At 57.9% G+C, this 24,380-nt stretch carries 27 protein-coding genes, 1 tRNA gene and 1 pseudogene; 21 read left to right on the top strand and 8 right to left on the bottom strand.

Translation table 11 applies throughout. The features are described 5' to 3' along the window. From A7A09_RS14355 to A7A09_RS14320, 9 genes are all read left to right on the top strand, one after another. A partial coding sequence (locus A7A09_RS14355; protein ID WP_245999363.1) for a hypothetical protein occupies positions 1-497 on the top strand: 497 nt, incomplete at its 5' end. 12 nt (positions 498-509) lie between these two features. Beyond that, entirely contained in the window at positions 510-1,493 is a 984-nt protein-coding gene (locus tag A7A09_RS14350; protein ID WP_106692030.1) for a DUF2303 family protein, read from the top strand. Next, positions 1,490-1,687, top strand: coding sequence for a hypothetical protein (locus tag A7A09_RS14345; protein ID WP_106692029.1), 198 nt, complete (start codon positions 1,490-1,492; stop codon positions 1,685-1,687). Before A7A09_RS14350 ends, A7A09_RS14345 begins: the two co-directional genes overlap by 4 nt. Then, positions 1,684-1,875, top strand: coding sequence for a hypothetical protein (locus A7A09_RS14340; RefSeq protein ID WP_106692028.1), 192 nt, complete (start codon positions 1,684-1,686; stop codon positions 1,873-1,875). The genes A7A09_RS14345 and A7A09_RS14340 overlap by 4 nt, the downstream gene beginning before the upstream one ends. Positions 1,876-1,892: 17 nt before the next feature. Then, positions 1,893-2,132, top strand: coding sequence for a hypothetical protein (locus A7A09_RS14335; protein ID WP_106692027.1), 240 nt, complete (start codon positions 1,893-1,895; stop codon positions 2,130-2,132). Beyond that, on the top strand, positions 2,129-2,764 hold the full coding sequence (locus A7A09_RS14330) for an HNH endonuclease signature motif containing protein (RefSeq protein WP_106692026.1): 636 nt from the start codon (positions 2,129-2,131) through the stop codon (positions 2,762-2,764). Before A7A09_RS14335 ends, A7A09_RS14330 begins: the two co-directional genes overlap by 4 nt. Then, positions 2,761-3,474 carry a hypothetical protein gene (locus A7A09_RS14325; protein ID WP_148043687.1) on the top strand — a complete coding sequence of 238 codons (714 nt, stop codon included), beginning with the start codon at positions 2,761-2,763 and terminating at the stop codon, positions 3,472-3,474. Before A7A09_RS14330 ends, A7A09_RS14325 begins: the two co-directional genes overlap by 4 nt. Further along, positions 3,471-3,641, top strand: a complete 171-nt coding sequence (locus A7A09_RS20835; RefSeq protein WP_170167116.1) for a hypothetical protein — start codon at positions 3,471-3,473, stop codon at positions 3,639-3,641. Before A7A09_RS14325 ends, A7A09_RS20835 begins: the two co-directional genes overlap by 4 nt. Then, the gene (locus tag A7A09_RS14320; RefSeq protein ID WP_106692024.1) at positions 3,638-4,669 is read left to right on the top strand and encodes a tyrosine-type recombinase/integrase; all 1,032 of its coding nucleotides are present in this window, start codon (positions 3,638-3,640) and stop codon (positions 4,667-4,669) included. Before A7A09_RS20835 ends, A7A09_RS14320 begins: the two co-directional genes overlap by 4 nt. 36 nt (positions 4,670-4,705) lie before the next feature. Here the strand turns inward: A7A09_RS14320 and A7A09_RS14315 are convergent. Beyond that, positions 4,706-5,236 (bottom strand): annotated as a pseudogene (locus A7A09_RS14315) (response regulator); the annotation flags it as partial. Positions 5,237-5,337: 101 nt separating this feature from the next. After that, the gene (gene sciP / locus A7A09_RS14310) at positions 5,338-5,604 is read right to left on the bottom strand and encodes a CtrA inhibitor SciP (protein WP_106692022.1); all 267 of its coding nucleotides are present in this window, start codon (positions 5,602-5,604) and stop codon (positions 5,338-5,340) included. A 154-nt stretch (positions 5,605-5,758) separates the two neighbouring features. Between sciP and mnmA the strand changes: the two genes are divergently transcribed. Continuing rightward, on the top strand, positions 5,759-6,931 hold the full coding sequence (gene mnmA, locus A7A09_RS14305; RefSeq protein ID WP_106692021.1) for a tRNA 2-thiouridine(34) synthase MnmA: 1,173 nt from the start codon (positions 5,759-5,761) through the stop codon (positions 6,929-6,931). Here mnmA and A7A09_RS14300 read toward each other — a convergent pair. Next, on the bottom strand, positions 6,903-7,313 hold the full coding sequence (locus A7A09_RS14300; RefSeq protein ID WP_106692020.1) for a SufE family protein: 411 nt from the start codon (positions 7,311-7,313) through the stop codon (positions 6,903-6,905). The two genes, mnmA and A7A09_RS14300, sit on opposite strands and share 29 nt — an antisense overlap. Positions 7,314-7,426: 113 nt before the next feature. Between A7A09_RS14300 and A7A09_RS14295 the strand changes: the two genes are divergently transcribed. The 3 genes from A7A09_RS14295 (at position 7,427) to A7A09_RS20570 (ending at position 8,531) form a co-directional block, all read left to right on the top strand. Next, positions 7,427-7,933: a hypothetical protein gene (locus tag A7A09_RS14295; protein WP_106692019.1), complete on the top strand. Its 507-nt coding sequence runs from the start codon at positions 7,427-7,429 to the stop codon at positions 7,931-7,933. A gap of 50 nt (positions 7,934-7,983) precedes the next feature. Next, positions 7,984-8,073: transfer RNA gene (locus A7A09_RS14290), tRNA-Ser, on the top strand. A 95-nt stretch (positions 8,074-8,168) separates the two neighbouring features. After that, complete coding sequence (locus A7A09_RS20570; protein ID WP_148043686.1) at positions 8,169-8,531, top strand: hypothetical protein; 363 nt, start codon at positions 8,169-8,171, stop codon at positions 8,529-8,531. Positions 8,532-8,905: 374 nt separating this feature from the next. Here A7A09_RS20570 and A7A09_RS14280 read toward each other — a convergent pair whose 3' ends face one another. Genes A7A09_RS14280 through A7A09_RS14265 form a run of 4 tightly spaced genes read right to left on the bottom strand, consistent with a single transcriptional unit; the run spans position 8,906 to position 14,572 of the window. Then, positions 8,906-10,747, bottom strand: coding sequence for a TniQ family protein (locus A7A09_RS14280; protein ID WP_106692017.1), 1,842 nt, complete (start codon positions 10,745-10,747; stop codon positions 8,906-8,908). Beyond that, positions 10,744-11,748 carry a TniB family NTP-binding protein gene (locus A7A09_RS14275; RefSeq protein ID WP_170167115.1) on the bottom strand — a complete coding sequence of 335 codons (1,005 nt, stop codon included), beginning with the start codon at positions 11,746-11,748 and terminating at the stop codon, positions 10,744-10,746. The genes A7A09_RS14280 and A7A09_RS14275 overlap by 4 nt, the downstream gene beginning before the upstream one ends. A gap of 2 nt (positions 11,749-11,750) precedes the next feature. Beyond that, positions 11,751-13,892 carry a TnsB C-terminal domain-containing protein gene (locus A7A09_RS14270; RefSeq protein WP_123225494.1) on the bottom strand — a complete coding sequence of 714 codons (2,142 nt, stop codon included), beginning with the start codon at positions 13,890-13,892 and terminating at the stop codon, positions 11,751-11,753. After that, a complete protein-coding gene (locus A7A09_RS14265) occupies positions 13,889-14,572 on the bottom strand; it encodes a TnsA endonuclease N-terminal domain-containing protein (protein WP_123225493.1) in 684 nt (227 codons plus the stop codon). The genes A7A09_RS14270 and A7A09_RS14265 overlap by 4 nt, the downstream gene beginning before the upstream one ends. Before the next feature lie 1,499 nt (positions 14,573-16,071). Between A7A09_RS14265 and A7A09_RS14255 the strand changes: the two genes are divergently transcribed. The 7 genes from A7A09_RS14255 to A7A09_RS14225 all read left to right on the top strand — a co-directional run bounded on the left by A7A09_RS14255 (position 16,072) and on the right by A7A09_RS14225 (position 22,571). Then, positions 16,072-16,716, top strand: a complete 645-nt coding sequence (locus A7A09_RS14255; protein ID WP_076527242.1) for an isochorismatase family protein — start codon at positions 16,072-16,074, stop codon at positions 16,714-16,716. Between the two features lie 79 nt (positions 16,717-16,795). Continuing rightward, positions 16,796-18,031, top strand: coding sequence for a metal-dependent hydrolase family protein (locus A7A09_RS14250; protein ID WP_106692011.1), 1,236 nt, complete (start codon positions 16,796-16,798; stop codon positions 18,029-18,031). Next, positions 18,031-18,753 (top strand): haloacid dehalogenase type II, encoded by a 723-nt coding sequence (locus A7A09_RS14245; RefSeq protein WP_106692010.1) that lies wholly within the window; start codon positions 18,031-18,033, stop codon positions 18,751-18,753. Before A7A09_RS14250 ends, A7A09_RS14245 begins: the two co-directional genes overlap by 1 nt. 74 nt (positions 18,754-18,827) lie before the next feature. Continuing rightward, on the top strand, positions 18,828-19,952 hold the full coding sequence (locus A7A09_RS14240; protein ID WP_076527261.1) for a C4-dicarboxylate TRAP transporter substrate-binding protein: 1,125 nt from the start codon (positions 18,828-18,830) through the stop codon (positions 19,950-19,952). A 71-nt stretch (positions 19,953-20,023) separates the two neighbouring features. Beyond that, on the top strand, positions 20,024-20,518 hold the full coding sequence (locus A7A09_RS14235) for a TRAP transporter small permease subunit (RefSeq protein WP_076527239.1): 495 nt from the start codon (positions 20,024-20,026) through the stop codon (positions 20,516-20,518). Positions 20,519-20,552: 34 nt separating this feature from the next. Continuing rightward, positions 20,553-21,860: a TRAP transporter large permease gene (locus tag A7A09_RS14230; protein ID WP_076527238.1), complete on the top strand. Its 1,308-nt coding sequence runs from the start codon at positions 20,553-20,555 to the stop codon at positions 21,858-21,860. A gap of 36 nt (positions 21,861-21,896) precedes the next feature. Further along, positions 21,897-22,571 (top strand): TetR/AcrR family transcriptional regulator, encoded by a 675-nt coding sequence (locus A7A09_RS14225; protein ID WP_106692009.1) that lies wholly within the window; start codon positions 21,897-21,899, stop codon positions 22,569-22,571. Between the two features lie 704 nt (positions 22,572-23,275). Here A7A09_RS14225 and A7A09_RS14210 read toward each other — a convergent pair. After that, positions 23,276-23,506 carry a helix-turn-helix domain-containing protein gene (locus A7A09_RS14210; RefSeq protein ID WP_106692051.1) on the bottom strand — a complete coding sequence of 77 codons (231 nt, stop codon included), beginning with the start codon at positions 23,504-23,506 and terminating at the stop codon, positions 23,276-23,278. 97 nt (positions 23,507-23,603) lie between these two features. Between A7A09_RS14210 and A7A09_RS14205 the strand changes: the two genes are divergently transcribed. After that, positions 23,604-24,377 carry a hypothetical protein gene (locus tag A7A09_RS14205; RefSeq protein WP_148043685.1) on the top strand — a complete coding sequence of 258 codons (774 nt, stop codon included), beginning with the start codon at positions 23,604-23,606 and terminating at the stop codon, positions 24,375-24,377. The last annotated feature ends 3 nt before the right edge of the window (positions 24,378-24,380 follow it).

Here is a 24,380-nt window from a genome sequence, read left to right as displayed (position 1 = left end):
CGGCTACGGCTACGGCGACGGCTACGGCGACGGCGACGGCGACGGCTACGGCGACGGCGACGGCGGGGTCGAATGAATGGGCGTGCCCGGCTTCTGGCCGGGTGCCCTGCAACCTTAACCTGAAAGGACAAATCATGTCGCAGACACCGGAACTGCGCAGCCTCGACCAGATTCTGTCTCTGGCTGACAACGGCGATTACCTGCCCGACCTGCAGGAGCGGATCGAAGCCAACAATATCGAGATGCGGCAATTCGCCAATGATTTCTCGGCCAGCGCGAAGGCCAAGATCACGCTCACCATCGACATGAAGCTGGATCGCTTTGGCCAGCTGGAGCTGACCGTCGACGACAAGATCGTCGGGCCGAAACCGCCGAAGCACAAGGCGGTCGCCTGGATGACCGGCGGCGGCGCCATCACCACCCACAACCCCGCGCAATCCCGCATGGAGATCCGCGACGCCGATGACGGTCGCCGCGAGCTGCGCACTGCCGAGTAAGGAGAACTGACCATGACCCAGGACACCCCGAAGAATATCGCCGAGACGGTGATCGAGGAAATGAAGCGCGTGGGCGAGGTACAGTTCGTCTCGCTTCCCACGGCAGAAGCGCCGGAGACACCCTATATCGTCGCAGCCCCGGAAGGCATGAAGCTGCATGATCTGACCGCGCAGCACCGCTCGGTCATGGAGGCGCTGCGACCGCTGCAGCGCAAGGGCAAGGCACAGCTGGCCGATATCGACAGCCTGATCACCTGGACCAATCGCTTCAAGGGCGAGGCCACTGCCTTGTTCGGGCAAATCCACCCGACGCCGAGAATGATTTCCGTGATCGACTATCACGGCGGCGGTGCGCCGGTGATCGATCCTGAGAGCGGTGATCCGTCAGCCAGCCACGGCCGTCATACCGGTGTCTATACCTTCCCGGTCTCCGAGGAATGGAAGCGCTGGACCGGCATCAGCGGCAAGAGCCTGACGAAAGACGAGTTCGGCGAGTTCATCGAGGACAACGCCAATGACTTCCTCGATCCGACGCCGGCACTACTAGGCAAGGTCTCCGGCGACCTACAGCCATGGGAAGAGCGCATGATCGAGATCGCGCAGAAGCTGCAGGGCCGGTTCGGGCAATATGCGGCGCTGGCGCATCTGTCCCGTGAATTCCAGGTGCATGAAACCGGTCACCTGCAGGTCAAGACGGATCGCGACACGGGCGAAGCAAGGGTCCAGTTCCTGACCGAGCACAAGGATCCGGACGGTCAGCCGCTGAGCCTGCCGAACCTGTTCATGATCGCCATCCCGGTGTTCGAGGAAGGCGCGCTGTATCGCCTCGCCGTTCGCTTCCGTTATCGGAAATCCGGCAGCGAGGTGCGCTTCATTGTCAGCCTCTACAATGCCGATGTCGCGCTTCGCGATGCTGCTCGGGAGGCCATGTATCGCGCACAGGCCGAGACCGAGGTTCCGCTCATGATGGGCGTGCCAGAGGTGGGTGCGGCGTGAGCGGCTCTGAAAAAGACAGGGTGGCGCAAATGCGCCATCCCATCGAACCACTGCCGATCGACCTGCCGGCCGTCGAGGATCATGAGGCACCATCGCCCCTACAAGCCCTCAAGGCTCGCGATCTGATCTACATCGCCGTGGGCATGTTCGGCACCTTCGCGGGCGGAGTCCTAGCCGCATGGTGGCTGAAATGAGCGAGCGCCCGATCTCGCCTCTCCCGATCTTCCACCGTGATATCGAAATCCGCCGCACCGACGTGCCCTGGCATCCCTACATCTGGTCGCATGACGAAAGCGACGGCCATGGCACCGCCTGGACCGTCGAGGAGGCGCGCAACCAGATCGATGCGCATTTGGTGCGCATGGCGGAAAAGCAATCCTGAATCCCCGGAGTTTCACGATGAAGAACAAGCTTGGCGATTTGAACAACCACCTGTTTGCGCAGCTCGAGCGACTGTCCGATGAGGGAATGTCGGCTGAACAGATCGAGCAGGAGGTCAAACGAACCGAGGCCATCGTCTCAGTCGCCGATCAGATCGTGGGTAATGCGGACCTCCAGCTGAAAGCCGCGAAGCTTTATGCCGAACATGGCCAGGCAGTTCTTCCTATGCTGCCGAAGATCGGAAAGTCGGAAGAATGAAAGGGCATCCGATCACGTACCATGCCGACGAGTTGGCATGGATCGAGAGGCGCAAGGAAATGCCTCGTCGTGAGCTGCATGAGCTGTTTTGTGCCCGCTTCGAGCGTGACGATATTTCGCTCGCGACCTTCAAATCGCTCTGCAAGCGAAAGGGCTGGATGACCGGACGTACCGGGCAGTACGAGCCAGGGCGCGAGCCGGAGAACAAGGGCAAGAAGATGCCCTATCACCCGAACAGTGCGCGAACCCAGTTCAAGAAGGGCAATCTCCCGCACAACACGCGGCACCTGGGCCATGAACGTCTGTCGAAAGATGGCTATATCGAGATCAGCGTTGCCGAAACCAATCCGCACACCGGATACGAACGCCGCTACGTCCAAAAGCATCGCTGGCTCTGGGAAAAGGAAAACGGCCCGGTTCCCGATGGCATGGCACTCAAATGCCTGGATGGGGACAAGACCAATACCGCGCCATCCAATTGGAAGCTGATCCCGCGCGCGATGTTGCCGCGGCTGAATGGCCGTTTCGGACGCGGCTATGACGATGCCGCCCCCGAGGTTAAGCCAACGATCATGGCTATCACGAAGTTGGAGCACCAGGCTCGAGAGGCGAAGCGAGGCCGAAAGCAGTGACCCGCGCCCCCTCCACGAAGCCGTTATTTCGCGCCATCAGCGGTAAAGCGTCCCGACCGGACGCTGCATCCTCGATGTTCGCCGAACTACCCGAACAGCGCCGCCCGCAGGCCGACCAGCGCCGCGACGAAGATTTCTACCCTACCGGCCAACCCGAGGCGATCCGGGCCCTGTTCGCCTATGACGGCGAACGCATCCACGATTGTGAGGTGATCTGGGAGCCAGCCTGCGGCGATGGCGCCCTGGTCCGCGAGATCCGCGCGATGGGAGTGGGCTGCCTCGCTTCTGACTTGATCGATCGAGGTTGCCCGAAGAGCTGGACCGCTGATTTCTACAGCTACCGGGCCAGCCCGGCCCGGGGGATCATCACCAATCCGCCCTATTGCGAGATCAATGCCCGCGACGGCAAGGGGCGATGGCTACGCCATACGCTGGACATGCAGGGCTGGGACTATCTGGCACTGCTGCTGTCCTGGGACTGGCCGGCCGCCCGGGCCAATGGCCTGGGCGAGTTGTTGGACACCCATCCGTTCAGCCATTGCTACTTGATGCGCTGGAAGCTGGATTTCACCGGCGAAGGCAGCCCGCCGCAGCGCAACGCCTGGTTTGTCTGGGATCGGCGCGATCCGCGCGGGCGCAACCAGGCACAACTTTACCCCGATTTCCGATGGATGGATCGGGTCGATGCTCGGCAGGAGGTGATGTTTTGAATACAGCCAAGCCCCTCATGCGCCCGTCAGATATTCGCAAAGCCGTCGCGGAATGGTGTGCAATGGGCTTGGCCGTAAAGGTTGAACCAGATGGGACAATGACAGTTGTACCGAAGGATCAACAGGACACCATCGCCGCAGACCTGATTCAGTGGGCGAAGAAGTGAAGCGCGATCTGCCTGCATATGTCTATCGAAAAGGCCAAAAAGGTTACCTCTACTTTTGCCGGTGGAAAACCACGCAGCGCATGTATGAACAGCCGGGTACGGCCGAGTTTGCTGCCGAATATGCGCTGCTCATGCGCGGTCGACCGCCGGCACCGAAACGCACGATCAAAGGTCTGATCCAGAAATACGTGAGCGATCCTGGTTGGCTGGAGTTGGCCTACAACACCCGAAAATCTTACGGACGGCACTTCAAATACCTGGAGGATGTCGCGGGGAATATCGACCCCGCCACTCTGCGCACGGCACATATCTACGAAATGAGGGACGCGTTGAGGGACACCCCGACAGACGCGAACCGTAAAATCGGCGTGCTGTCCACCTTGCTGAATTACGGGCGACGGATCGGATGGGTAGAGCGCAACGTTGCTGAGAAAATCGAGAAGCTGAAAGGCAAGAAACCTGAGCGTGAGCCGTGGCCAACCGATAAGATCAAGGCGTTCAGGAAAGCGGCTGCCCCCCTACCCCGCCTGATATTCGAAATGCTTCTGGGGACCGGTCAACGGATCGGTGACGTTCTCAAGATGCGCTGGTCAGATATCGAGGACGGCGGGATCTGGGTTCGCCAGCAAAAGACCGGTCACGGGATCTTCGTGCCGCTCACCGATGCGCTTGCAGGGGCAATCGACAAGACGACGCGCGACGGCGATACGATCATTGCACAGCCCAACGGAAAGCCCGTCAGCTATTCATTCGCGCATAAACTGGTGATGGATGTGCGCGTGAAGATCGGCGCCGAGGCGTGGGATATACACAGCCTCCGCCACTCCGCGGCAGCGGAAATAGCCAGTCTTCCGGGCATGACGATCGAGCATGTGATGGCAATCACTGGCCACACGTCCGAGCAGATGGCCCGCCACTACAGCCGCCGCGCGGATATGCGATCGAAGGCGCGAGAGGCGCAAAGAGCCCGAAGAACACCTGATGAACGAAAAGAGAAAATTGAAACGACGAGTGAAACGTCAGATTGAATCATAGCAAAATCAACTAGTTATACAAAAATGGGAATGATTGAGGAACATCTCCTTGGTCAGCGTGGTGCCCTTGCGCATCGCCAGAAGCTCGACGATCTGGTATTCCTTGCCGGTCAGGTTGACGGGCTTGCCCCGCACCTCGACCGCGCGCGCGTCAAGATTCACCGTGATCTCGCCGATCTGGATGATCGCCTGGCTGTGCCCCTGTGAACGGCGCACGATGGCGCGGATACGGGCCTGCAGCTCTTCGCGGTTGAAGGGCTTGGTCATGTAGTCATCCGCGCCGAAGCCGAAGCCGCGCAGCTTCTTTTCCATGTCGTCCGAGCCGGTCAGGATCAGGATCGGCGTATCTATCCGCGCAAGGCGGATATTGCGGACGACATCCATCCCGTCCATGTCGGGCAGGTCCAGGTCCAGAAGGATGAGATCGTAATCGTAAAGCTTTGCAAGATCGATGCCTTCTTCGCCCATATCGGTCACGAAGACATTATAGCTGGCCGAGGTCAGCATCAGTTCGATCGCACGCGCGGTGCAGGGGTCGTCTTCTACAAGTAAAATTCGCATGACATCTTTGGTCCTGGTCGATACATGATTCCGTTTAAGCTACTTCAGATTGTATTTAAGGATTCTTAATTCATCTTGAAGTTGTTTTCTTCCGGAATCCACTACTTTCTATACCGCTGCAGCAACGTCACTTTCAACGCGGTAGGGCCGTGATCGATCAGCGCGCGGCACCAGCTTTCGAATTCCTCTTCCGAGAGACCGTATCGCCGCAGAGCCTCCTCGCGTGAGATCAGGTCGTAAGCGACTGCGTTCACGACGATTTCCTTGCGGGATGCAACCCAACGGGTCGAAGGCGGTGGCAGATCCGCAACCGTCAGGATCGTGCCGTTCGGCAAGGTCGCGGTCAGCGGGCGGTCTTTTTTCGTCACTGCTTTGTTCCCTGGCTTTGCTCAAGTCAGGGAAATTTCGCCACAAAGAGCTTAATTCCGGGTTAGTTCTGCACATTGCCCGGGTTGAGAATACCGGGCATTTGCCTATATTCTTACGGAAATTGATGACGGCCACACGGCCCGGAGCCCATCCATGACCTCGCTTGCCCCCGATCGCGCCCCGGCGCGCGATACCGAGTTGAACAGCCTCGGCTTTGCCAAGCCGCCCGCGCAGACGCGCGTGGTCGTGGCCATGTCGGGCGGCGTGGACAGCTCGGTCGTGGCCGCCAAGCTGAAATCAGAGGGTTACGACGTGATCGGGGTCACGCTGCAGCTTTACGATCACGGCGCGGCGCTGGCCAAGAAAGGCGCCTGTTGCGCCGGGCAGGACATTCACGATGCCCGCCGGGTGGCCGAGCGGATGGGCTTTCCGCATTACGTCCTGGATTACGAGAACAAGTTCCGCGAATCGGTCATCGACGAATTCGCCGATGCCTACCTGGCCGGCGCGACCCCGGTGCCCTGCATCCGCTGCAACGAGCGGGTGAAGTTCCGCGACCTGCTGGAAACCGCGCGCGACCTGGATGCCGATTGCATGGCGACAGGCCATTACATCCAGCGCAAGCCCGGTGCCGGGCGGGCCGAACTGCACATGGCCGCCGATCCGGCCCGCGATCAAAGCTATTTCCTGTTCTCGACCACGCAAGAGCAGCTGGATTACCTGCGTTTCCCCCTCGGCCACCTGGTCAGCAAGGCGGAGACCCGGGCGCTGGCCGCCGAATATGGCCTGTCGGTCGCCGACAAGCCCGACAGCCAGGATATCTGCTTCGTGCCGAACGGTGATTATGCGAGCGTGATTGAAAAGCTGCGCCCCGGCGCCGCCGATCCGGGCGAGATCGTGGATATGGAGGGCAATGTCCTGGCCCGGCATCGCGGCGTGATCCATTACACCGTCGGTCAGCGCCGTGGGCTGGGCATCGGCGGATTGGGCGAGCCGCTCTATGTCGTCCGCCTCGATCCCGAAAAGCGCAGGGTTGTCGTCGGGCCGAAATCCGCGCTGGCTACGACCATCGTTCCGGTATCGGAGGTCAACTGGCTGGGCGATCAGCCCTTCACGGGCGAGATTCCCTGCTCGGTCCGCATCCGTTCGACCCGGCCTCCGCGCCCGGCGATCCTGCGCCCGCTGGAGAATGGCCGCGCCGAGGTCGAATTGCTGGATGCCGAGGAAGGGGTCAGCCCCGGCCAGGCCTGCGTGTTCTATGAAACCGGCGGCACCCGCGTGCTGGGCGGCGGCTGGATCACGCTGCGTCGGCGGCAAGCTGCCTGATCCGCAGTACCATGGCGCGCAGCCCGTTCGAGCGCTGCGATGACAGGTGCTCGTCAAGGCCAAGCCGCGCCAGCTCGGCCTGCGCATCCACCTGCACCACCTCGGCCACGGTCAGCCCGGAATAAAGCGCATGCAGGATCGCGATCAGGCCGCGCACGATCATCGCGTCGCTGTCGCCCTGGAAATCGAAACGCCCATCCTCGATCCGCGGCATGATCCAGACCTGGCTGGCGCAGCCCTCCACCTTGGTCGCGGGCACCTGCAGCGCCGGTTCCATCGGGGCCATGGCCCTGCCCAGCTCGATCACATGCCGGTAACGCTCCTCCCAGTCATCCAGGAAGTCAAAGGTATCGGCGATGTCTTCGAATGCGGGACTGGCCATGAGGGCTCCTTTTTTCGATGACGGATTAACGCGGGCGGCGGCGAAGGTCAAAGAGGCTTTAACGACGCGCCGATTTCCCCTAACAATCGGGCAAAACCTCCGGGGGACGCCAGATGACGAAACTGACCGCACCACTGCTGATCTCTGCGCTGCTGCTATCGGGCTGTGGCGGCCGCTTCAGCGACAGCGGCTGGAACCCGCTTGGCTGGGGCGGTGGCGGCAGAGACCGGTCCACCACGCTGGCCCCCGAAGGCGGTTATGAAACGGCCGGCGATCAGCGCGCCGGTATTCCCCGGATCCTGTCGGCAAGATGGGAACCATTGAACGAGGGGCGCCTGCTCGTGGTCACCGGTATCGCACCGACCAAGGGCTATCACGATGCCGAACTGGTCACCCTGCGCCCACAGCCGCGCGGACGCATATCGCCCGATCCCGACGGCGTGCTGCGGCTGCGTTTCGTGGCCGTCCCGCCGCCCCCCACAGAGGAAGCGGCCCGGCTCCCGGCCAATCCGGCCGTCGATTCTATCACGGCGGCCCTGACCTTGTCCAACACCCAGCTTGCCGGCGTGACCCAGGTCGAGATCGCCGGTGCTTCGAACGTGGTCACCCTGCGCCGCTGAACCGCGAAGAGGTTGCGCCCGCCCGCACGGCAAGATAATCGAGCACCGTCGGAGGCGTGGCAGAGTGGTTTAATGCACCGGTCTTGAAAACCGACGTGGGTTAACGCCCACCGTGGGTTCGAATCCCACCGCCTCCGCCAGCTACCCTAGCTAAAGCGCTCTCCCAATCCGGCTGTATCCGGATTTTCTCGTTGTACTAGAGGGTTATGCGGGTTGGGCTGTCCGAAATACTGGATTGTTTCGAGACACCGCCACTGACCGGCTTAACGCGCTGCGAAAACGACTGCATGTCAACTGCTCGACCGTCAGTCTGCTCCTGAAAAATGGCATAATCGCCAGCAGAGAAGTTCCCGATCCGCGTACACGCCAGCCATTGTCTTCGATTGCGTCAGAGGAACTGGATCGATTCCTCGACCTGCACTTGCCGCTCGGGCTCATGGCTTACGAGCTTGGTACACAGGCGAGACATGTCGCTGCCCGGTTGGACAAAGCAGAGGTCTGGCCGATTCCTTTGCCCGACCAATGCAGCAAAATCTATCTGCGCATAGAAGCCCGCTCCGGTGATCGCGAACTGATCCACGACAACGCCGAAAAATAGGCCCCGTCGATCATCGGCGGGGCTTTTGCATATCGGGAGGAGACCCCCAAAACCCGCCCAATCAGCGATTGAGATAGATTCGCACGTCGTTTGAAACGAATTCACTGTCGTTTGCGATACTTACTCGTATCGCTCGACAACAATGAATGTTCGGCGACACTAGGTTTGCCGCTTGGAGTTTGGCTAGTGTACTGATTTTTATGAGTTCTTCAACTAATCTCCGACAGCATATTTGCGCTTTTCGACACTTGGATTGTCGCTTGGGAGGGTTAGCGAGTATGCCCGAGGACCGGCGTTTCATCCACTTGACACAAACATGAAAAAAACCCGCCACCCTGAGGGTGGCGAGGCGAATGCCGTGTCAGAATAAGAAATCAGCCCGCTACGAGACTAGGCAACCATCCTGGATCAAACAGCTTTTCCAACTTCGGCGTGCGCACGTAGATCTTACTGAGGTGGTTATCCAAATCGAGCGGATAAATTCGGGCCCTAGCCAGCTTGGCAGCTACATGCTTGGCCTGAGTATGCGCTGCCGAAGCCATCATGCCGAGGGTGGCGTATTTCTTGAGGAAGCCTACGAGTCCCTGTTGGCTGATCAAGGTCACTGGGCGGCGATGACGATGATGCCTGACTGTTGTCGAAGGCAGCAACTCTTGCCGCACAAGCCAAGCAATCGTTGAAGAGTTAACTCCTAGCAAGCGCTTGGCTTCCTTCCTCGTGAAACCCGATGGAGCTGGTTCCTCCAACTGATCCCTCAGATCGTCGAGACTCACATACAGTCCGTCCAGCGTGGGATGTTCTTGCATCCGGCAAAGGGACTTCAGCTTGCCATCCAGAGCGAGCCGCATCACTTCTTCGAAGCGGCATTTAGCGTGGACCCCTATGGTGGTCAGGCTGGCGTACCCGTCTGGAAGTGCTTCCACCAGCTCTGCCTGCATTGCGGGAAAGCTGGTAAGATGGCTGAGATCCTCCGGATGGTAGACCGGCACGAGGCCTGTCAAATCGAAACGGGGGGCTATCAGGTCGGCATTGACCAGCCTGTTCAACATTTCTCCCCTGATCCCCAACCTTTCGGCGGCCCGCTTCGGAGATAGGCAGGCTGCGTACTCCGCGATCGTCCGATCATTCTCCACAGCAGAAAACTGGATTCGCTCGGCCTGCTCTGTCGTCCCGAGGCCTAGACCTACCGCGATGCGCCACATTCGCGAATAGTTCAGGCCATGTGTTTCGGCTGCCGACGCCAGATTGTGGACGCGCCTTTCAGAGCACTCTCGTCCGAAGAGGATGTCCCCCTTGGCATAGGGGTAATGCGTGAAGGCAAAGTCGGTAAGTTGGTCAATGAATCCGGCATATCTGGATGAGCTATGATCGATGCGCTCAATCCGACGTGCTAACACGCCGAAATCAGCTTGGAATCCGGGTACGGTACTCGTAGATGCTGCTCGAATGGCCTGGAACGCTGAGTACAATTTGTCGGGGCCACCCGAAAGTGCAAGAAATCCGGCCTCCGCCGCTTGGCCCATTTCATCCGAGGTAAGCTTTGAAGGGTAGGCCGATGCCCCGAATTCCAACACGACACCTAATTCATCACTCAGCCGGCACATCAGGTCTAGGTCGAGATCATCGCATGGATCGTTCCGCTCGTCCCCACGGACCCGTGATGCAATATACGCTTCGAACTGGCTTCGCCCGGATTGCGAAACCAGTTCCTGCTCAGCCCTGAGGATGGTCCGCCAGTGATCTCGAACGCGCTGGATGAAGTCATGGTGGCACCGAGGGTAGTTCGCGTCTGGCAAAGTAAGCATGGGGGTACGATGGATGTGACAGGTTCGATACGAACTGACCAGCCATTCCAAGCGACCGTGGCGCGCGAATTCGCCTCCCTGCCTGTCGTTCTCGCATAAACAGCGGGGGCACACCCGAAGCTCGCGTCGTCCCAACGACTTCGATGTGAGAAACTGTCCATTCAGCATATAGCCGGCATCGTGCATGCGGGTCACCGAGCGATCCTTCAGCATGTGGCTCGGCAGGCCAGAGAGGCGGGCAAGAGACTGAATTTCAGTCGTGTCCCCATTGGCTGCATCGCGCCAGTTAACACCCATGTCAGAACAGAAATCTTGAACGAAACTCGCCCCATTGCGGCGGGCGAGACGTGAGATTATGGAGAGGGAGGTTTCGCCCTCGTAGGGCGAAACCGTGAGCCTGAGACGCGTCATTTCTTTGGTGCTCCTCGACGGGGTGGCACTTTGCCATTCAGTAGATCTTCGTGCACCGGAAGGATCAGCCTCGGATTAAGAGCGCTATAGTCTCGCCGGACAAAGGGATTGAGGTCATCGACACATCCGGTCCGCCGCAGAAACTCGGCCACGAAGTGCTCTTTGCCCAAGGTGCTTTCGTCTCTGCGCATGCAGATTTCGATGGCACCGATGATGATTTCGATTAGAATACCAAACTCGTTGGCTGCCGCATGGATCAGGCGCGCGACAAAATCTTCCGTTCGCACCTCTTCTGCGCATTCGATAACCGCAGCCTGGGCGTATTGCTGAATCAAAGCACACACATTCTGGCCATCATTGATGTCATCAAGCTGGCTGAAGCTAACCGGCGTGAAGCGCCGGCCGAGCTGAGGGTCCAGATTCAGCAGTGTTTTCAAGGTAGGCAGCCCGCTCAAGACGATACTGACTGGCCAGTGCTTGTTTTGCATCACGGATTTCAGCGTATTTACTACGGCCAACATCTCGCGTTCGCTCTGCGACCCCATCAGGTCCTGCGCCTCGTCCAGATGTAGGAACATGACTTGTAGTTCCCGAAGGTGCGACTGGACAAGTTCCCAAATAATCCCGGCGGTACGGTCCCGCATCAGTGGGTAGCCAAGTCCGCTGAGGCAGGAGATTCCCACTCCCTTCAGAGTTGCCGGAGAAGGGACAAGGAAACTGGCGACATCCGCAGTCTCGTCTTCGTGAGACAGCATCCGGAGAGTGTCGTGGCCCCGGAAGAAATGGGTAACCGCCGTCGATTTCCCAGATCCACTGTTGCCGATTACGGCCACACCGCGCGCCTCGGGGTTCAGACCTTCGGCGATTTCCGCGCGGCGCCGATCTTCGAGGGTACTCATCGCATTCGAGAACTCACAAAAACAGCGCCTCGGCACGAAGCGACTCCGAAGGCGGGCCAGTTGACGGTGAATTTCAGGGGAAAGATGGGTGTAGTTGTTCATGATCATTCCTCCAGCTTCCAGGCTGGTTCGCTATTGAATTGGACGGCGGGGAAAGTTTCTGTTTGCTTCTGGGCAAGCGTCTGTTCCGATTTTGTTGCTGAGGTGCTGGGGGTGATACGCCGACCAAATGGAACATCATCATCTGAAGCTGGCGGCAGATCGGGGTGATCGAACAACAGACCCGCGCATAGATTGTTTTCCAGGTACTCCAGATGCTCGGCGGAATAATCGGGATCGATCAACCCAGTTCTCTCACAAGCGTCTCCGACTATTGCCTTGATTTTTTGGATTGCGCGATTTCGCTGCGGTAGGGTTAACTTGGCCTCACCGGCGTAACGCGTTCGGAATTCACGCATGACCATGGTCCATTCGACCAAGGACATGCCTTCGAGTTCCTCACCATTGCGTGCCGGTGCGGGGAACCACTCCGTTCCGATTTGAACCGACACTGCGCCAATGTTGCTTGGCTCGATCCGAAGTCGGACTGACTTGCCCTTGTTGTGTCGCCAGAATGATTCAAGCTCCGGACATGAATAGTGATTCGAAAGCAACACAACGCCCTGCTTTGATGGGACACGCTCAAATTCATAGCCGAGCGCAACACGGCGCGTATTCGTGTCGGGCGGTTCAGTGACATGATACTTGCTGACGAGCTCGCGCCATCGACTAGCGGGCGATTGTCCGCCCGGGAGCCCCCGATGTTCCTGGTGATGATAGTGGTCAACGACCCAGATGGTCAGGATTCGGGTGAGGTCTTCATCCGTAAGCACCGTCCGGACCTCGGAGGGATAATTCCCCCGCGATTTCGGGCTGTCGAATGTCCGACCGGGGAGCCTCGGCATGAGCTGACGGGCCATGGTTCCGAACACCCGCTCAATCCGGGAGCGGAGCTCCGGAATTTTTATGGGAGGAAACAGCATGATTGCGCCCAGAGAATTCACGGCAGCAACAAACATGTCCGAGGCAAATGCCGACCCGGTATCAGAGCAGATCAAATGGGGTGTTCCGAAGAAGTCCCACGTACCTTCTGCGCCAACGGCTTGGGCAAATTCGGTTTTGTCCTCGAGGATTTGTCCAATCACTCGGCGAGCGGCATCGGCATTCGGGCGACCACAGACTGAGATTGCCAGGATACAGCGTGTCGCGCAGTCGATCGCAGCGTAGATCCAACGTCGGCCGGACGGGACATCTTCGCGAAGGTCGGCAGGAAGTTCGTTCCAAATTGCCAACCTCTTGAACAGGGTTCGCACATCCACTTCCCATTCATCGATCTCGACGCGCTCCATAGGATAGAGGACATCCGGGCCGCCAGACGATCTCGCAAAATCCATGCGCGCTTGATCGATACCATCGCGAAATACGGCAACCTCAAACGGATCCAACAAATCGATACGACGTTCGATGGTACGTTCTGAGGGCACATGCAGAGCGCGAATACCACGCTCGGCACGTCGCTTATTCTCTGCAATAATGGCGTTTCGGGTATCTTTGGCGACCGCAACTTTGGACATTTTCTCCTGTGTCGCATACGCGCGAATTTTCTCGGATATGAAGTCCTCGGTGTCCCGGCAGAACCGTCGCCCCACGCCCTTGCGGACGCGATAACGCGGGACGAGCACAGACGGGTCATAGTTGTTTTTACGAAGCCTTCGGTACAATTTGAGCAGCGTTTCAGGAGAATGCGGTCGACGTTGAGGCGGGAGAGCACTGCCGCCCCGCCTTGGTCCATCCCCGGCATTGCGGGATTCTTCGTTGACCCGAAAGGCGCCGACAATCTTCGGCCAGTTTGTCCGGAGGCTTCGGGGTGTCAGCTTGACGGCACCGGCGTCGTGAAAGGCCTTAAGATTCATGCACTCCATAAAAGCGAAGACAGCACTCTCCCGGTCATCTTGATGTAAATACTGCAAGGATTTGCTGCTACGAGTCGCAGATTTTCGTATGCATTCCTGTGTGCTCGGACCTGGGATGAAACGCCAGTTGTTACCCCGACGCAGGAATGCGATTTCCTTCCGGCTTAACGTTTTGGCAGTGCCATCAGCGGAATTCTTCGGTTCGAATACGCACAACGCATCGGTCTGGTGAGTGCAACTATAGTGGATGCCGAAAATGACGAAAGTGTCGCTTGGATCATAGCGAAAGATCATGCTGCTTCCTCCGCTACGACGAGTGTTTGCAGGCCGATTTTCCCATGCGCCACTTTTTTGAGACGACCTTCGATGATCGCTCGGAAAGCTGCGCGAAAACCCCGTCCGGCTAGGTCGATACGCTCCATGAGGGATGCTACGGTTTGGGGCTCTTTATGCTGCCGGATTACCGCCGCGAGTTTCTTGTCCGCTTCATTATCCGGTGTTTTGGAAAATTCGTGATATCTTGCCGCGTTGAGTGCCTGTGCCCTGGTGAAGTCCGTTTCAGACATGAGGATCATGTCATCGGCATATTCCAGCGGCATGGAGGCGGCGACATAGCTCAACTCTATATCGAAATCGCGCTGCTTCACGCGGTCGGCTGGCTTCACGGCAACGGCGTAGCGCGTACCATCAGAAAACTCGACTAGATAGTCGGGCGTATGAGAATGGGCGCTCCCATCCGGTCTGACAAACTTGATGGCAGATGGCTGATCCCAGACGTCGATGACATCCCCGCGCGTCGTGATCAGCAGGATGCACATGAGCTCGAGAAGGCTTTCATAGACGACGACCTGGCGGCGTTCTTGGAGCCTCAGCACGACTGTTCCACGGCAGCTACCGCGGGATCGCCATGAGACCGGGCGCGTTGCGCGTGATGGTTCTGGCAAGACGAAGCCATCGAATTCCTGATCAAACATGGCCACCTCCTCTTTTAGTGAGGCGGACAAAGTGGGTGAGTGGCAGACACACCTGGTCTGCCGCGCGAATACTGCGCGTGAGAATGGTCATGGAAGACCCCTTTCAGATGTCAGACGTTTGTCTTGGCACACCAAGCAGGAGCGCCGAGCGCTTGACTCGTTGATCGAAAAGTGGGTATCCGAGAATTAGAGCAAGGGTGTCCTGGATACCCGAATTAGGGGCTTGGAGGCGGTAACCTCCCAGCCCTTTTTCCTTTAAACTACGACATGCTTCTCTCCTTTTGGTTATGTTGATCGGGCCGCATGTCGAGTTGATGGACGAAAGCGTTCTGGATCGTCCCTGACTTGCCGAAGTGACCGGTGCAAGGAACCAGTCGATTTCGACCCTGATCTGATTGAGGCGTCAGAAGCTCGAGGACCTTCGGGTTGGACGCGAACGTGTCGTCCATCAGATTTTCGCGTGATCCATTTCCAGCATCTACAGCTGAACCGAGAGCGCACCGCAATATTGCGAGTAGCGTGAGACGTACGCTGGAGATATTATCCGCACCTTGATGGGCTGTCATTGTCACACTCTTGGATAAATTCTTCCATGTGCAGACGTCTCATGGCCCGCGTTTTTTGTTGACATGGATGCTAAAAGAGAGAATCAATGGCTATAGGAAATGTGGGTCATTGATCCTCACGGAAGGGCTCGGGTGGTGGAACTCCCGAGCTTTTTTCGTTTATGTAGGCATATTGCTCTCCTGCTGAGACTGAGTGGATGCTTTCGTTTCTTCATCGGTTGGCGACAAATCGTTTTTTTCGAGGCCGGCGTGTCGTGCAAGGGCAGACATGATTCGAGCAGATTTGTGCTTCCGCTTCGCAACATGAGTCACAGCCGACGGGTGCACGCCTAGCTCTCGCGCGACCGCTGCAAATGACGATCCACGCTCATGCAGGCGAGCCTTCAAGAGTTCATGCTGATTTATGACTTGCCACATTGGGATCTCCACTGATTCGCACCCCAGCAATCTCACTAACCGAATCGGGAATCAATATATTGTGTTGTTCGAGAGAAGTTGTCGGCGTTGGAGATACTTAAATCAGGTGTATTTTATTGTTAACATATTGTTATAAAATAAAATAAACAGCTTCCAGTTGAATGGGTTAAGTGCTGTCAGATAACTGCAATCTGAAAGCAAATTGCATATCTAGTGTGATAGTATTCGTTGCTTTCATTCATGCTGTCAGAGGATGATATCGTAAATATTATTATTTAATTCAGATGCTTCGGTTGATTTTTAGACCCTAATAGAGGGCTGTTGTATTGTTAATGATATTTCCTTGACAAGGCACAAGTTTAGCCCGCGCGCGTCCATGGGTGATTAGAATGTCCAGAATCTGATCAGTAACATTTTCGTGAGTCAGAGTGGACAGACCTGTCGATAATAAAAACAGTCTTGACTGATTTTTTTGATGCCGCATTCTGTTATCGTTAATATCAGGGAGGCGCACGGATGCCGGCACAGGACGATTACAAGCAGCGAAGCTACGGCGAAATTCCGGTCGGAACCGGCTTCAAGCCCGGAATCGTCGTCGTGGATTTCCAGAAGGGTTTCACCGAGGCGCAGTACCCGCTGGGTGGAGCTCCCCTCGTGATGCGGGCTCTCGAGAACACCGAGAAACTGCTGAAGGTCGCCCGCGATTTCGATGTGCCGATAGCGAATTGCAACACCGCCTACATGAACGAGCGCGAAATGCCCTACTGGAAGATCACTGCGGTGCGCGAGACGTTTCGCCGTGATCATCCAAGCGTGGAGCTGGACCCTCGGATCTACGATCCGGACTACGATCTCCTTGTCTGCAAGAAAGGCCCCTCGATCTTCTTCGGCACCGATGTTTCCGACTTCTTCGCGAAGGAACGGGTTGATACCGTCATCGTCACCGGCTGCAACACCAGCGGCTGCATCCGGGCGAGCTCGATCGATGCGTTCAGCCATCGGTACAGAACATTGGTACCCGAGGATTGCGTTGGCGACATCGAGGAACAACCGCATCGCGACAATCTGCGTGATCTCGGTCGGCGCTATGTCGACGTGGTCGACCTGCAATATGTGCTCGATTACTTGGAAGACTGGCACAAGACGCGAAGCGGCGCTTGAGTGAGCCACCCCATGGCGGACTGACAGTTCTGGCAAAGGATGGGGCAGAACCTGGCGCTATCCGGGAATACGAGGTGATATGACCGTAAAACTCCTGAAAAATGCCCGGATCGTTGACGGGACCGCGACCGAACCGACCGAACCCATGGGGATCGTGATCGAAAATGGGATAATCCGCGATGTCGGTACTGCAGCCACAGCAACGACTGACGAGGTGCTTGATCTCGACGGCCTGACAGTGATGCCAGGATTGGTGGATTGCCACGTCCACGTCATCGCCTCGACGGCCAATCTGGGGCTGAATGCGGCATTGCCGTCGTCACTGATTGCTGCGCGCAGTAGCGTGCTGATGCGCAATATGCTGATGCGCGGTTTCACCACCGTGCGCGACCTAGGCGGCGCTGATCGGGGTTTGCAGGTGGCGGTCGAAGAAGGCGCATTTCTCGGCCCACGACTGGTGATCTGTGGCAAGGCCCTGTCGCAGACCGGAGGGCATACCGATTACCGTGGTCCTTTTGACAACAAATCGGTCGCCTGGTACGACCAGAGCCTGGGCGCCATGGGGCGCATCTGTGACGGCGTTCCAGAGGTGCAGCGAGCTGCACGGGAGGAAATCAAGAACGGTGCTCAGTTTATCAAGGTGATGGCGGATGGCGGCGTGTCCTCACCGTCCGACCCGATCGGCTATCTCGTGTTCTCGGTCGATGAGCTGAAGGCGCTGGTCGAGATCGCAAGGAGTTTCGGCACTTACGCAACAGGACATCTCTATTCCGACGAGGCAATCGTCCGGGCGCTGGACTGCGGTTTCGAGTGCATTGAGCACGGCAACCTTATCTCTGACGCGACCATTGCGCGCATCGCGAAGGAGCGCATCCCCGTTGTGCCGACCAATATCACCTACGACCTGCTTGCCCGCAAAGGCGCGGAATTCGGTCTGCCGCCGGCATCCCTTGCCAAGGTCTCGGACGTACGTGAACACGGACTGGAACGGCTCGAGAAGCTATATGCGGCGGGCGCTATCATGGGTTACGGCTCGGATCTTCTTGGCGGGATGCAGACCGCGCAGTCGGACGAATTCACCTTGCGCGGTCGCTATATCCCGGCAGATGCCGTAATTCGTTCCGCCACGTTGGATGCGGCCAAGGTGCTGCGGATGGAGGGGCAGATCGGCACTATCGCGCCCGGCGCTCATGCCGACATCATCGCAGTCGACGGCAACCCGCTAGAAGACCTCAAACTCTTGACGGAGCAAGGCGTGTACATGCCGCTTATTCTCAAGGGCGGGGAGGCGGTCAAGAAGGCCGCGGGGCTCTGATGGCAAGGCTCAGGGATTATACCGCGCTCAGCTTCGATGTGTATGGAACGCTGATTGACTGGGAAAGCGGGATGCTGGCCGGGCTAAAGCCGCTGACCGACCGATTGGGCACAGAGATGTCCGATGACGCGGTTCTCGAAATGCATGCCCGCAACGAGAGTGCCGCACAGGCTCAGACACCTGGAAGGACCTATTCTAGCCTTTTGGCTACAGTCTATCGCCGCTGCGCCGAGGAATTGGGCCTGGCCGTTGATTGGGAGGAATGCGAACGCTATGGCGCGAGTGTTCCTGATTGGCCGGCCTTTCCCGACAACGCAGACGCGCTGGCCTATCTCAAGCTACATTACCGGATGATCGTCCTCTCGAATGTTGACAATCGTAGCTTCGCCGGTTCGGCCCGCAAGCTGGGTATCGATTGGGACGGGGTATTCACCGCCGAGGATATCGGCAGTTACAAGCCGGCGCAGCGGAATTTCGATTATCTGCTTGCCGGGATAGAGCGTCTGGGGATCGCGAAGACCGAACTGCTACATACAGCCGAGAGCATGTTTCACGACCATGTGCCGGCGCGCGCCAACGGACTCGACAACGCCTGGATCTATCGACGTCACCAGAAGCAGGGCTTCGGAGCCACGATGGATCCCGGGCAGTTGGCGGAGACAACCTTCCGGTTCAACTCTCTAAGGGAAATGGCAGAGGCACATGAGAGCGGGAGTATATGACCATCCGCAATACCGCCGCGACCAAGCATAAAAACAGTTGGCGGTTTGCATTTCCAACCAACAGGGGAACAACCATGAAAAAACTGCTGTCTTTTACCACGCTTGCCGGTTTGATGATGGCCGGCGCTGCGTCCGCGGAAACCAACTTCATCGCCAACAGCTTCTACGACGGCGCCGTGCCAATGTCTGGCGAGGGCTATATTCGCTGGGCCGAACTGGTGCAGGAACTGTCCGAAGGTGACCTGGTTCCCGAGGTTTACACAGGCACCGTCCTGCTGGCACCGCGCGCGTCACTGCAGGGTATCCAGGACAACGTCGTGCAGGTCGCACATCACGCGGCGATCTACACGCCCTCGGATCTGCCGGTTGCCAATGCAGTGCAGGAACTGGGCTTCGCCTATTCCGATCCCGTCGCTGCGATCTTTGCCGTCACCGATTTCTCGATGAATAATGAAGTCCAGCTTCAGGAGTGGCAGGACAAGGGGCTGGTTTACCTTGGCGCCTACGCGACCCCGGCCTATGTGCTGATGTGCTCAAGCCCGGTACGTACTCTCGAGGAAATGAAGGGAAAGCGCATCCGCACTGCGGGATCGGCCGTATCGGTCTGGGTCGAAGAGGCCGGCGGCATTCCGGTCAACGTGCCGTCGAGCGAGATGTATACCGGCCTCGAGCGCGGAACGCTCGACTGCGCCACCAACGCCGCAAGCGACCTCGTGGACCGCTCTCTCCTCGAAGTGGCCGAGCACACGACGCTTTTGTCGACCGGCATGTACTGGTCGGGGCCGCAATGGGGTTACAATCCCGATTTCTGGGCTGGCCTCACCCCCGAACAGCGCGAAGTACTGATGGAGGCCTCGGCACGGTCGATGGCGCGCATGGTAATTGCCTACAATGAAAAGGTTGAGGCCGGCCTTCAGGCGTCCAGGGATGCGGGCGGCAACGTCTACGAACCGGAGCAGGACCTGGCCGACCACGTGGCGGAATTCCGCGACCGGACATCCGCAGCTGCCGCCGAGAAGGCAGGTACCGATTTCGGCGTGGCCGAACCCCAGGCTTTGATCAGCGATTTCGAGGCGACGATGCAGAAATGGAAGGATCTGCTGGTCGATGTCGACGCCACTGACGAGGACGGGTTAACCGAGCTTGCCATGCAGGAGATCTTCAGCAAGATCGACGCGTCGACCTACGGTGTGAATTGATCTGTGTGTGGGCCCCGGGCCTGCACCGCTTGCAGGCCCGCTAGATGCTCCAAGGAAGGCAAGGTTTCACGATGCAAATCGTCCTGGGCGCCATCCGCTGGCTGAACATCGGCACCGTAACCGCGGCCTGTCTCGTGATGCTCCTGATGATGATACATATCACGCTCGACGTGGGTGTGCGCTATTTTGTCAACGGCCAAATCGTCGGTACGCTTGAATGGGTGTCATTCTACTACATGGTGGCGCTGGTGTTTCTTGCGCTTGGGTATGTCGAGTACAAAAACGAGAACATCCGCGTTGATCTTTTCGCGCAGATGATGCCAAAATCGGTACAGCTTGCCCTCTACATCTTCGCCTGCCTGCTGGGGTTGATCTTCTTCGGAATGCTGTTCTGGCAATCCCTGCTCGACGCCACCCGCGCGACCCTGCGCGCGGAGGAGGCGATGAGCAATTTCCGGTTCTACATCTGGCCGGCCCGCTGGGCCCTACCCATCGGGTTCGCGGGCGCATTGCTGGCAGTGCTGGCGAACCTGCTGCGCGCCATCATCCGGCGGCAAGCACTTTGATCCGCCCCGCCCATGCGCTTCGGGAGGCCACCCAATGAGCAATCTGGAAATCGGAATCGCAGGTGTCGCTGCCGCGCTCGTGCTGATCGCGATCCGAGTGCCGATCGGACTGGCCCTTGGCCTCGTGTCCATCGCGGGCATCGGGATCATGTTCAACATGAATGTTGCATGGGGCATGATTTCTGCCACGCCCTTCGACTATGTTGGCCAGTGGGAGCTTTCGGCCGCACCTATGTTTCTCCTGATGGGCTTCATCTGCTCTTCGACCGACATGACCCGCGGGCTTTTCCTGGCGCTCAGGCTTTATCTTGCCCGGCTGCCTGGAGGCCTTGCAATCACCTCTGTTGGAGCCTGCGCTTTCTTCGCTGCGGCCTCCGGCTCGTCGGTTGCGACGGCCTCGGCGATGTCGCGCATGGCGGTTCCCGAGATGCTGAACAACGGCTATGACCGTGGACTGGCGACCGGCACCATCGCCGCTTCGGGCACGCTGGGTTCGCTGATCCCTCCCTCTGTCCTGCTGATCCTTTACGGCGTCTACGCGCAGGTTTCGGTGGGGCAACTCTTCATGGCGGGATTCCTGCCCGGATTGCTCTCGGCGCTGATCTACATGGTAATGATCATGGTTAGGGTGAAGGTGACCCCAAGTCTTGCAGGAACGGTCGAGATCAACCCGACCCCGGAGGAGCGGCGCGAGGCGTTCCGCGATGTCTGGCCGCTGCCGACCCTGATCCTCGTGGTTCTGGGTGGCATCTTCTCAGGCATTTTCTCGCCCACGGAGGCCGGCGCGCTGGGTGCTTTTGCGGCACTAGTCATTGCCGTCGTCCGGCGCAAGCTGACACGTGCCGCACTGTTCGAGGCAGTCACGCAGGCTGTGGTCTCTACTGCCTCCATTTTTATCATTCTGATCGGATCGCTCTTCTTCACGCGTTTTTTGGCGCTGTCTGGCTTCCCACGGGCGTTTTCCGACGCAATCCTCTCGGTCAGCACCGAAACCTGGTGGATCCTGTTTGCCGTGGCCGTGATCTACCTCGTCCTAGGTATGCTGATCGACAGCATTGGCCTGCTGCTTTTGACCCTGCCGATCCTTGTCCCGCTTGTGAACGAGGCCGACATCAACCCGGTTTGGTTCGGGATCATCGTCATCAAGCTCCTGGAAATCGGGTTGATAACGCCACCGATCGGGCTGAATGTCTATATGATTAACGGGGCGCTCAACAATCGCGTGACCCTGCCGGAGATCTTCCGTGGCATCACCTGGTTTCTCGCGATGGACCTACTGACGCTGATCATCCTGATCGCGTTTCCGATCTTGACGCTCTGGCTTCCGTCGCTCGCCTATTGACGGCATAGTGTCGATCCGGTTCCCAGGGGAGGATCAATGGCCGACATAACTTCAGGACCGAGACGCAGCGAGAAACCAGTGCAGGCCCGTAGCATCGCGATGCGCGAGAAACTGATCGAGGCAGCGCTCGAGGTCATTTATGATCTGGGCTACAATTCCGCGTCAACGCCAGAGTTCTCCCGTCGCGCCGGGGTGTCACGTGGCGCTCTACTGCATCATTTTCCTACCCGGTCTGATATCATCATCGCAGCGATGGAAGACCTTCTGGGCGAAGGAACACGTGAAATCAGGGAAACCGCTAGCAGAGTCGCGCGCCAGGAGGTGAGCCTTGGGGATTTCGTGGAGTTTCTGTGGCAAATGTTCTCGGGCCGGTTCTTCTACATCTCTTTGGAATTCATCAATGAAGCCCGAACTGACGCAGAGCTTCGAGAGCGTATGATACCGGTGGTGAGGGACTTTCACGCGGCTCTGGACGGCATCTGGGGGGAATTCGAAAAACAGGCCGATGGGTTGCCTCAGTCAACGCGCGTCGCGTTGAACATGACTGTCTGCTTGGTGCGTGGCATGGGAGTACAGACGGTTTTGAAAGACGACCCTGACTATTTCCGCTCTATGCTGGAGGCTTGGAAGTCAATTCTGCCCCAACTGCTCCGGAGCAATCAACATGATCTCGGCGGTGATGACCGAACCGAGCACGGGGCATGGGACTGAGAGCCATGCCTGTGAGTTGACGATATGGTTCCGGCAGGGCGTTGTGCACCAAAGTGCAGTCGCAGCTTTCATAGCCACGAACAATGATCTGACGCCGTATATAAACGACGCTTGGCTGATATGGGTTCTGGGACGCATCGCCGATCAGAAAATGACCCGCCTGGATGATCTGCTTCCGTGGAAGTACGCCGCGCTTATCGCAAAAGAAGCTTCGGACGCCGCCTGAGCGCGAGGGGGCGTCCGAAGCTTCTTTGAGCGGCCCGACATATCGTAGCCGCGAGCCCCGATGGATTTCCGCGCGCTTCCGCCTCAATGCCCCCGTGACATCGGCTTTTGGCCGTGTCGGTCCACACTATCTCGGCTACAGAGTTTCATGTGCGGCAACAGAAGCTATGACACGGCTGCTGGCAGCGGAACTCGGTCCAACCGGGACCCGCGTCGTCTGCATCAGATCGCATGCGATCCCAGAAGCCTCTGAGATAGGTTCCCATTCCCGCGACGTGTTCGAGCCGGTTGCACGTGGCGCCGGCGTTACTCTGGATGAAATGCTGCAAGGGGCAGCCTCAATGAGATCGCCCGCAAACTTGCAGACGTACTTGCCGAAAGCTTTCGTTGTGGCAGATCCGTGCCGCCTCAACTGTAACCAATAGCAACCCGGCTCAAGTCGTCGCTGGATGAAAACCCAGTGATAAGTCATCGGCCGCCTAAGCAGACCGATTTCCATTGAAGAATAACTCTTGGGGGGGAATCTCCAGGGCCTCCGCAATTTTCAAGATTACCTTAAGACCCGGGTTTCGTTCACCACGCTCGATTCCGCCGATATATGTTCGGTCTAGCTCAACCAGCAATGCAAAGCTTTCCTGCGAGTAGCCGCGTGATTTACGCAGCTCCCGCAAACGCTTGCCAAAGTCGTTGACCGTGAACGTTTTCTCCATGCACATTCTTGCATCGAAAAGATGCTTGATCGTCCACGGACTTATCGTATCATTTGCAGTGAATGATTCATTTTGTGAAGATTGGGGAGTACTGCCAGTGAACAACCAGATATTTCGCGCCGCCATTTTCTGCATGGCCGTCGGTCCAGCCTTCGCTGACGACCTAACACCACTGCCAGCGCCCGATCCGCGCCCTTACCCGTACAAGATTCTCGATCTCCAGCCCGGTCAGATTGCGACAGAAACCATACCTGAGCTCGAAGAGCATCTGGGTGGATCACTCAATCCCAAGGTTATCCAACAAGTCGTGACGTCACCCGACGGGCTGCGCTTCGAAGCAGACATCACCATTGGCTACGATACAGCAGGCATCGGCTTGCGGACTAGGATGGGAAATGAGCCCTACGAGGAAATAACACTGAGAAATTCGACACCTGTGCTTGAGGGTCGTCTTATCGGCCTCTGGCGCACCATGCGGAAACCAAATGCTGAACTACCCGATCCCGCCGCACTAGCTGCTCAGATCGAGGAACTATACGGTAAACCAAGTTGGGCGGGGGCTGATGGACTCGGTGGAAGGATGGTCAAATATGTCTGGACGCCTTCCGGCCAACTTTCGCCACAAGAGGAAGAGCCTTGCACGCATCTGACGTATCAAGGCTATGCGTTCGATTCCGACCGGCGCCCCGTCGCCCCGCCAGAATGTTCTGCCGTTTTTACCGCGAGATATGAAACCGAGGCCGGCCAGTCCACGATACGCTTCAGTTTGGTTGATTATGAGTTAGCACGGGAGGATCTCGAGGAAACGGATCGTCAAATCCTCGAACAGATTTCGGGAGACAGCATCGAACCTTCCGATATGAAACTATAGACT

The sequence above is a fragment of the Paracoccus methylarcula genome (assembly GCF_003007735.2).
In the GTDB taxonomy this organism is placed as follows: Bacteria; Pseudomonadota; Alphaproteobacteria; order Rhodobacterales; family Rhodobacteraceae; genus Paracoccus; species Paracoccus methylarcula.
This window is presented reverse-complemented; position numbering and strand designations above follow the sequence as displayed.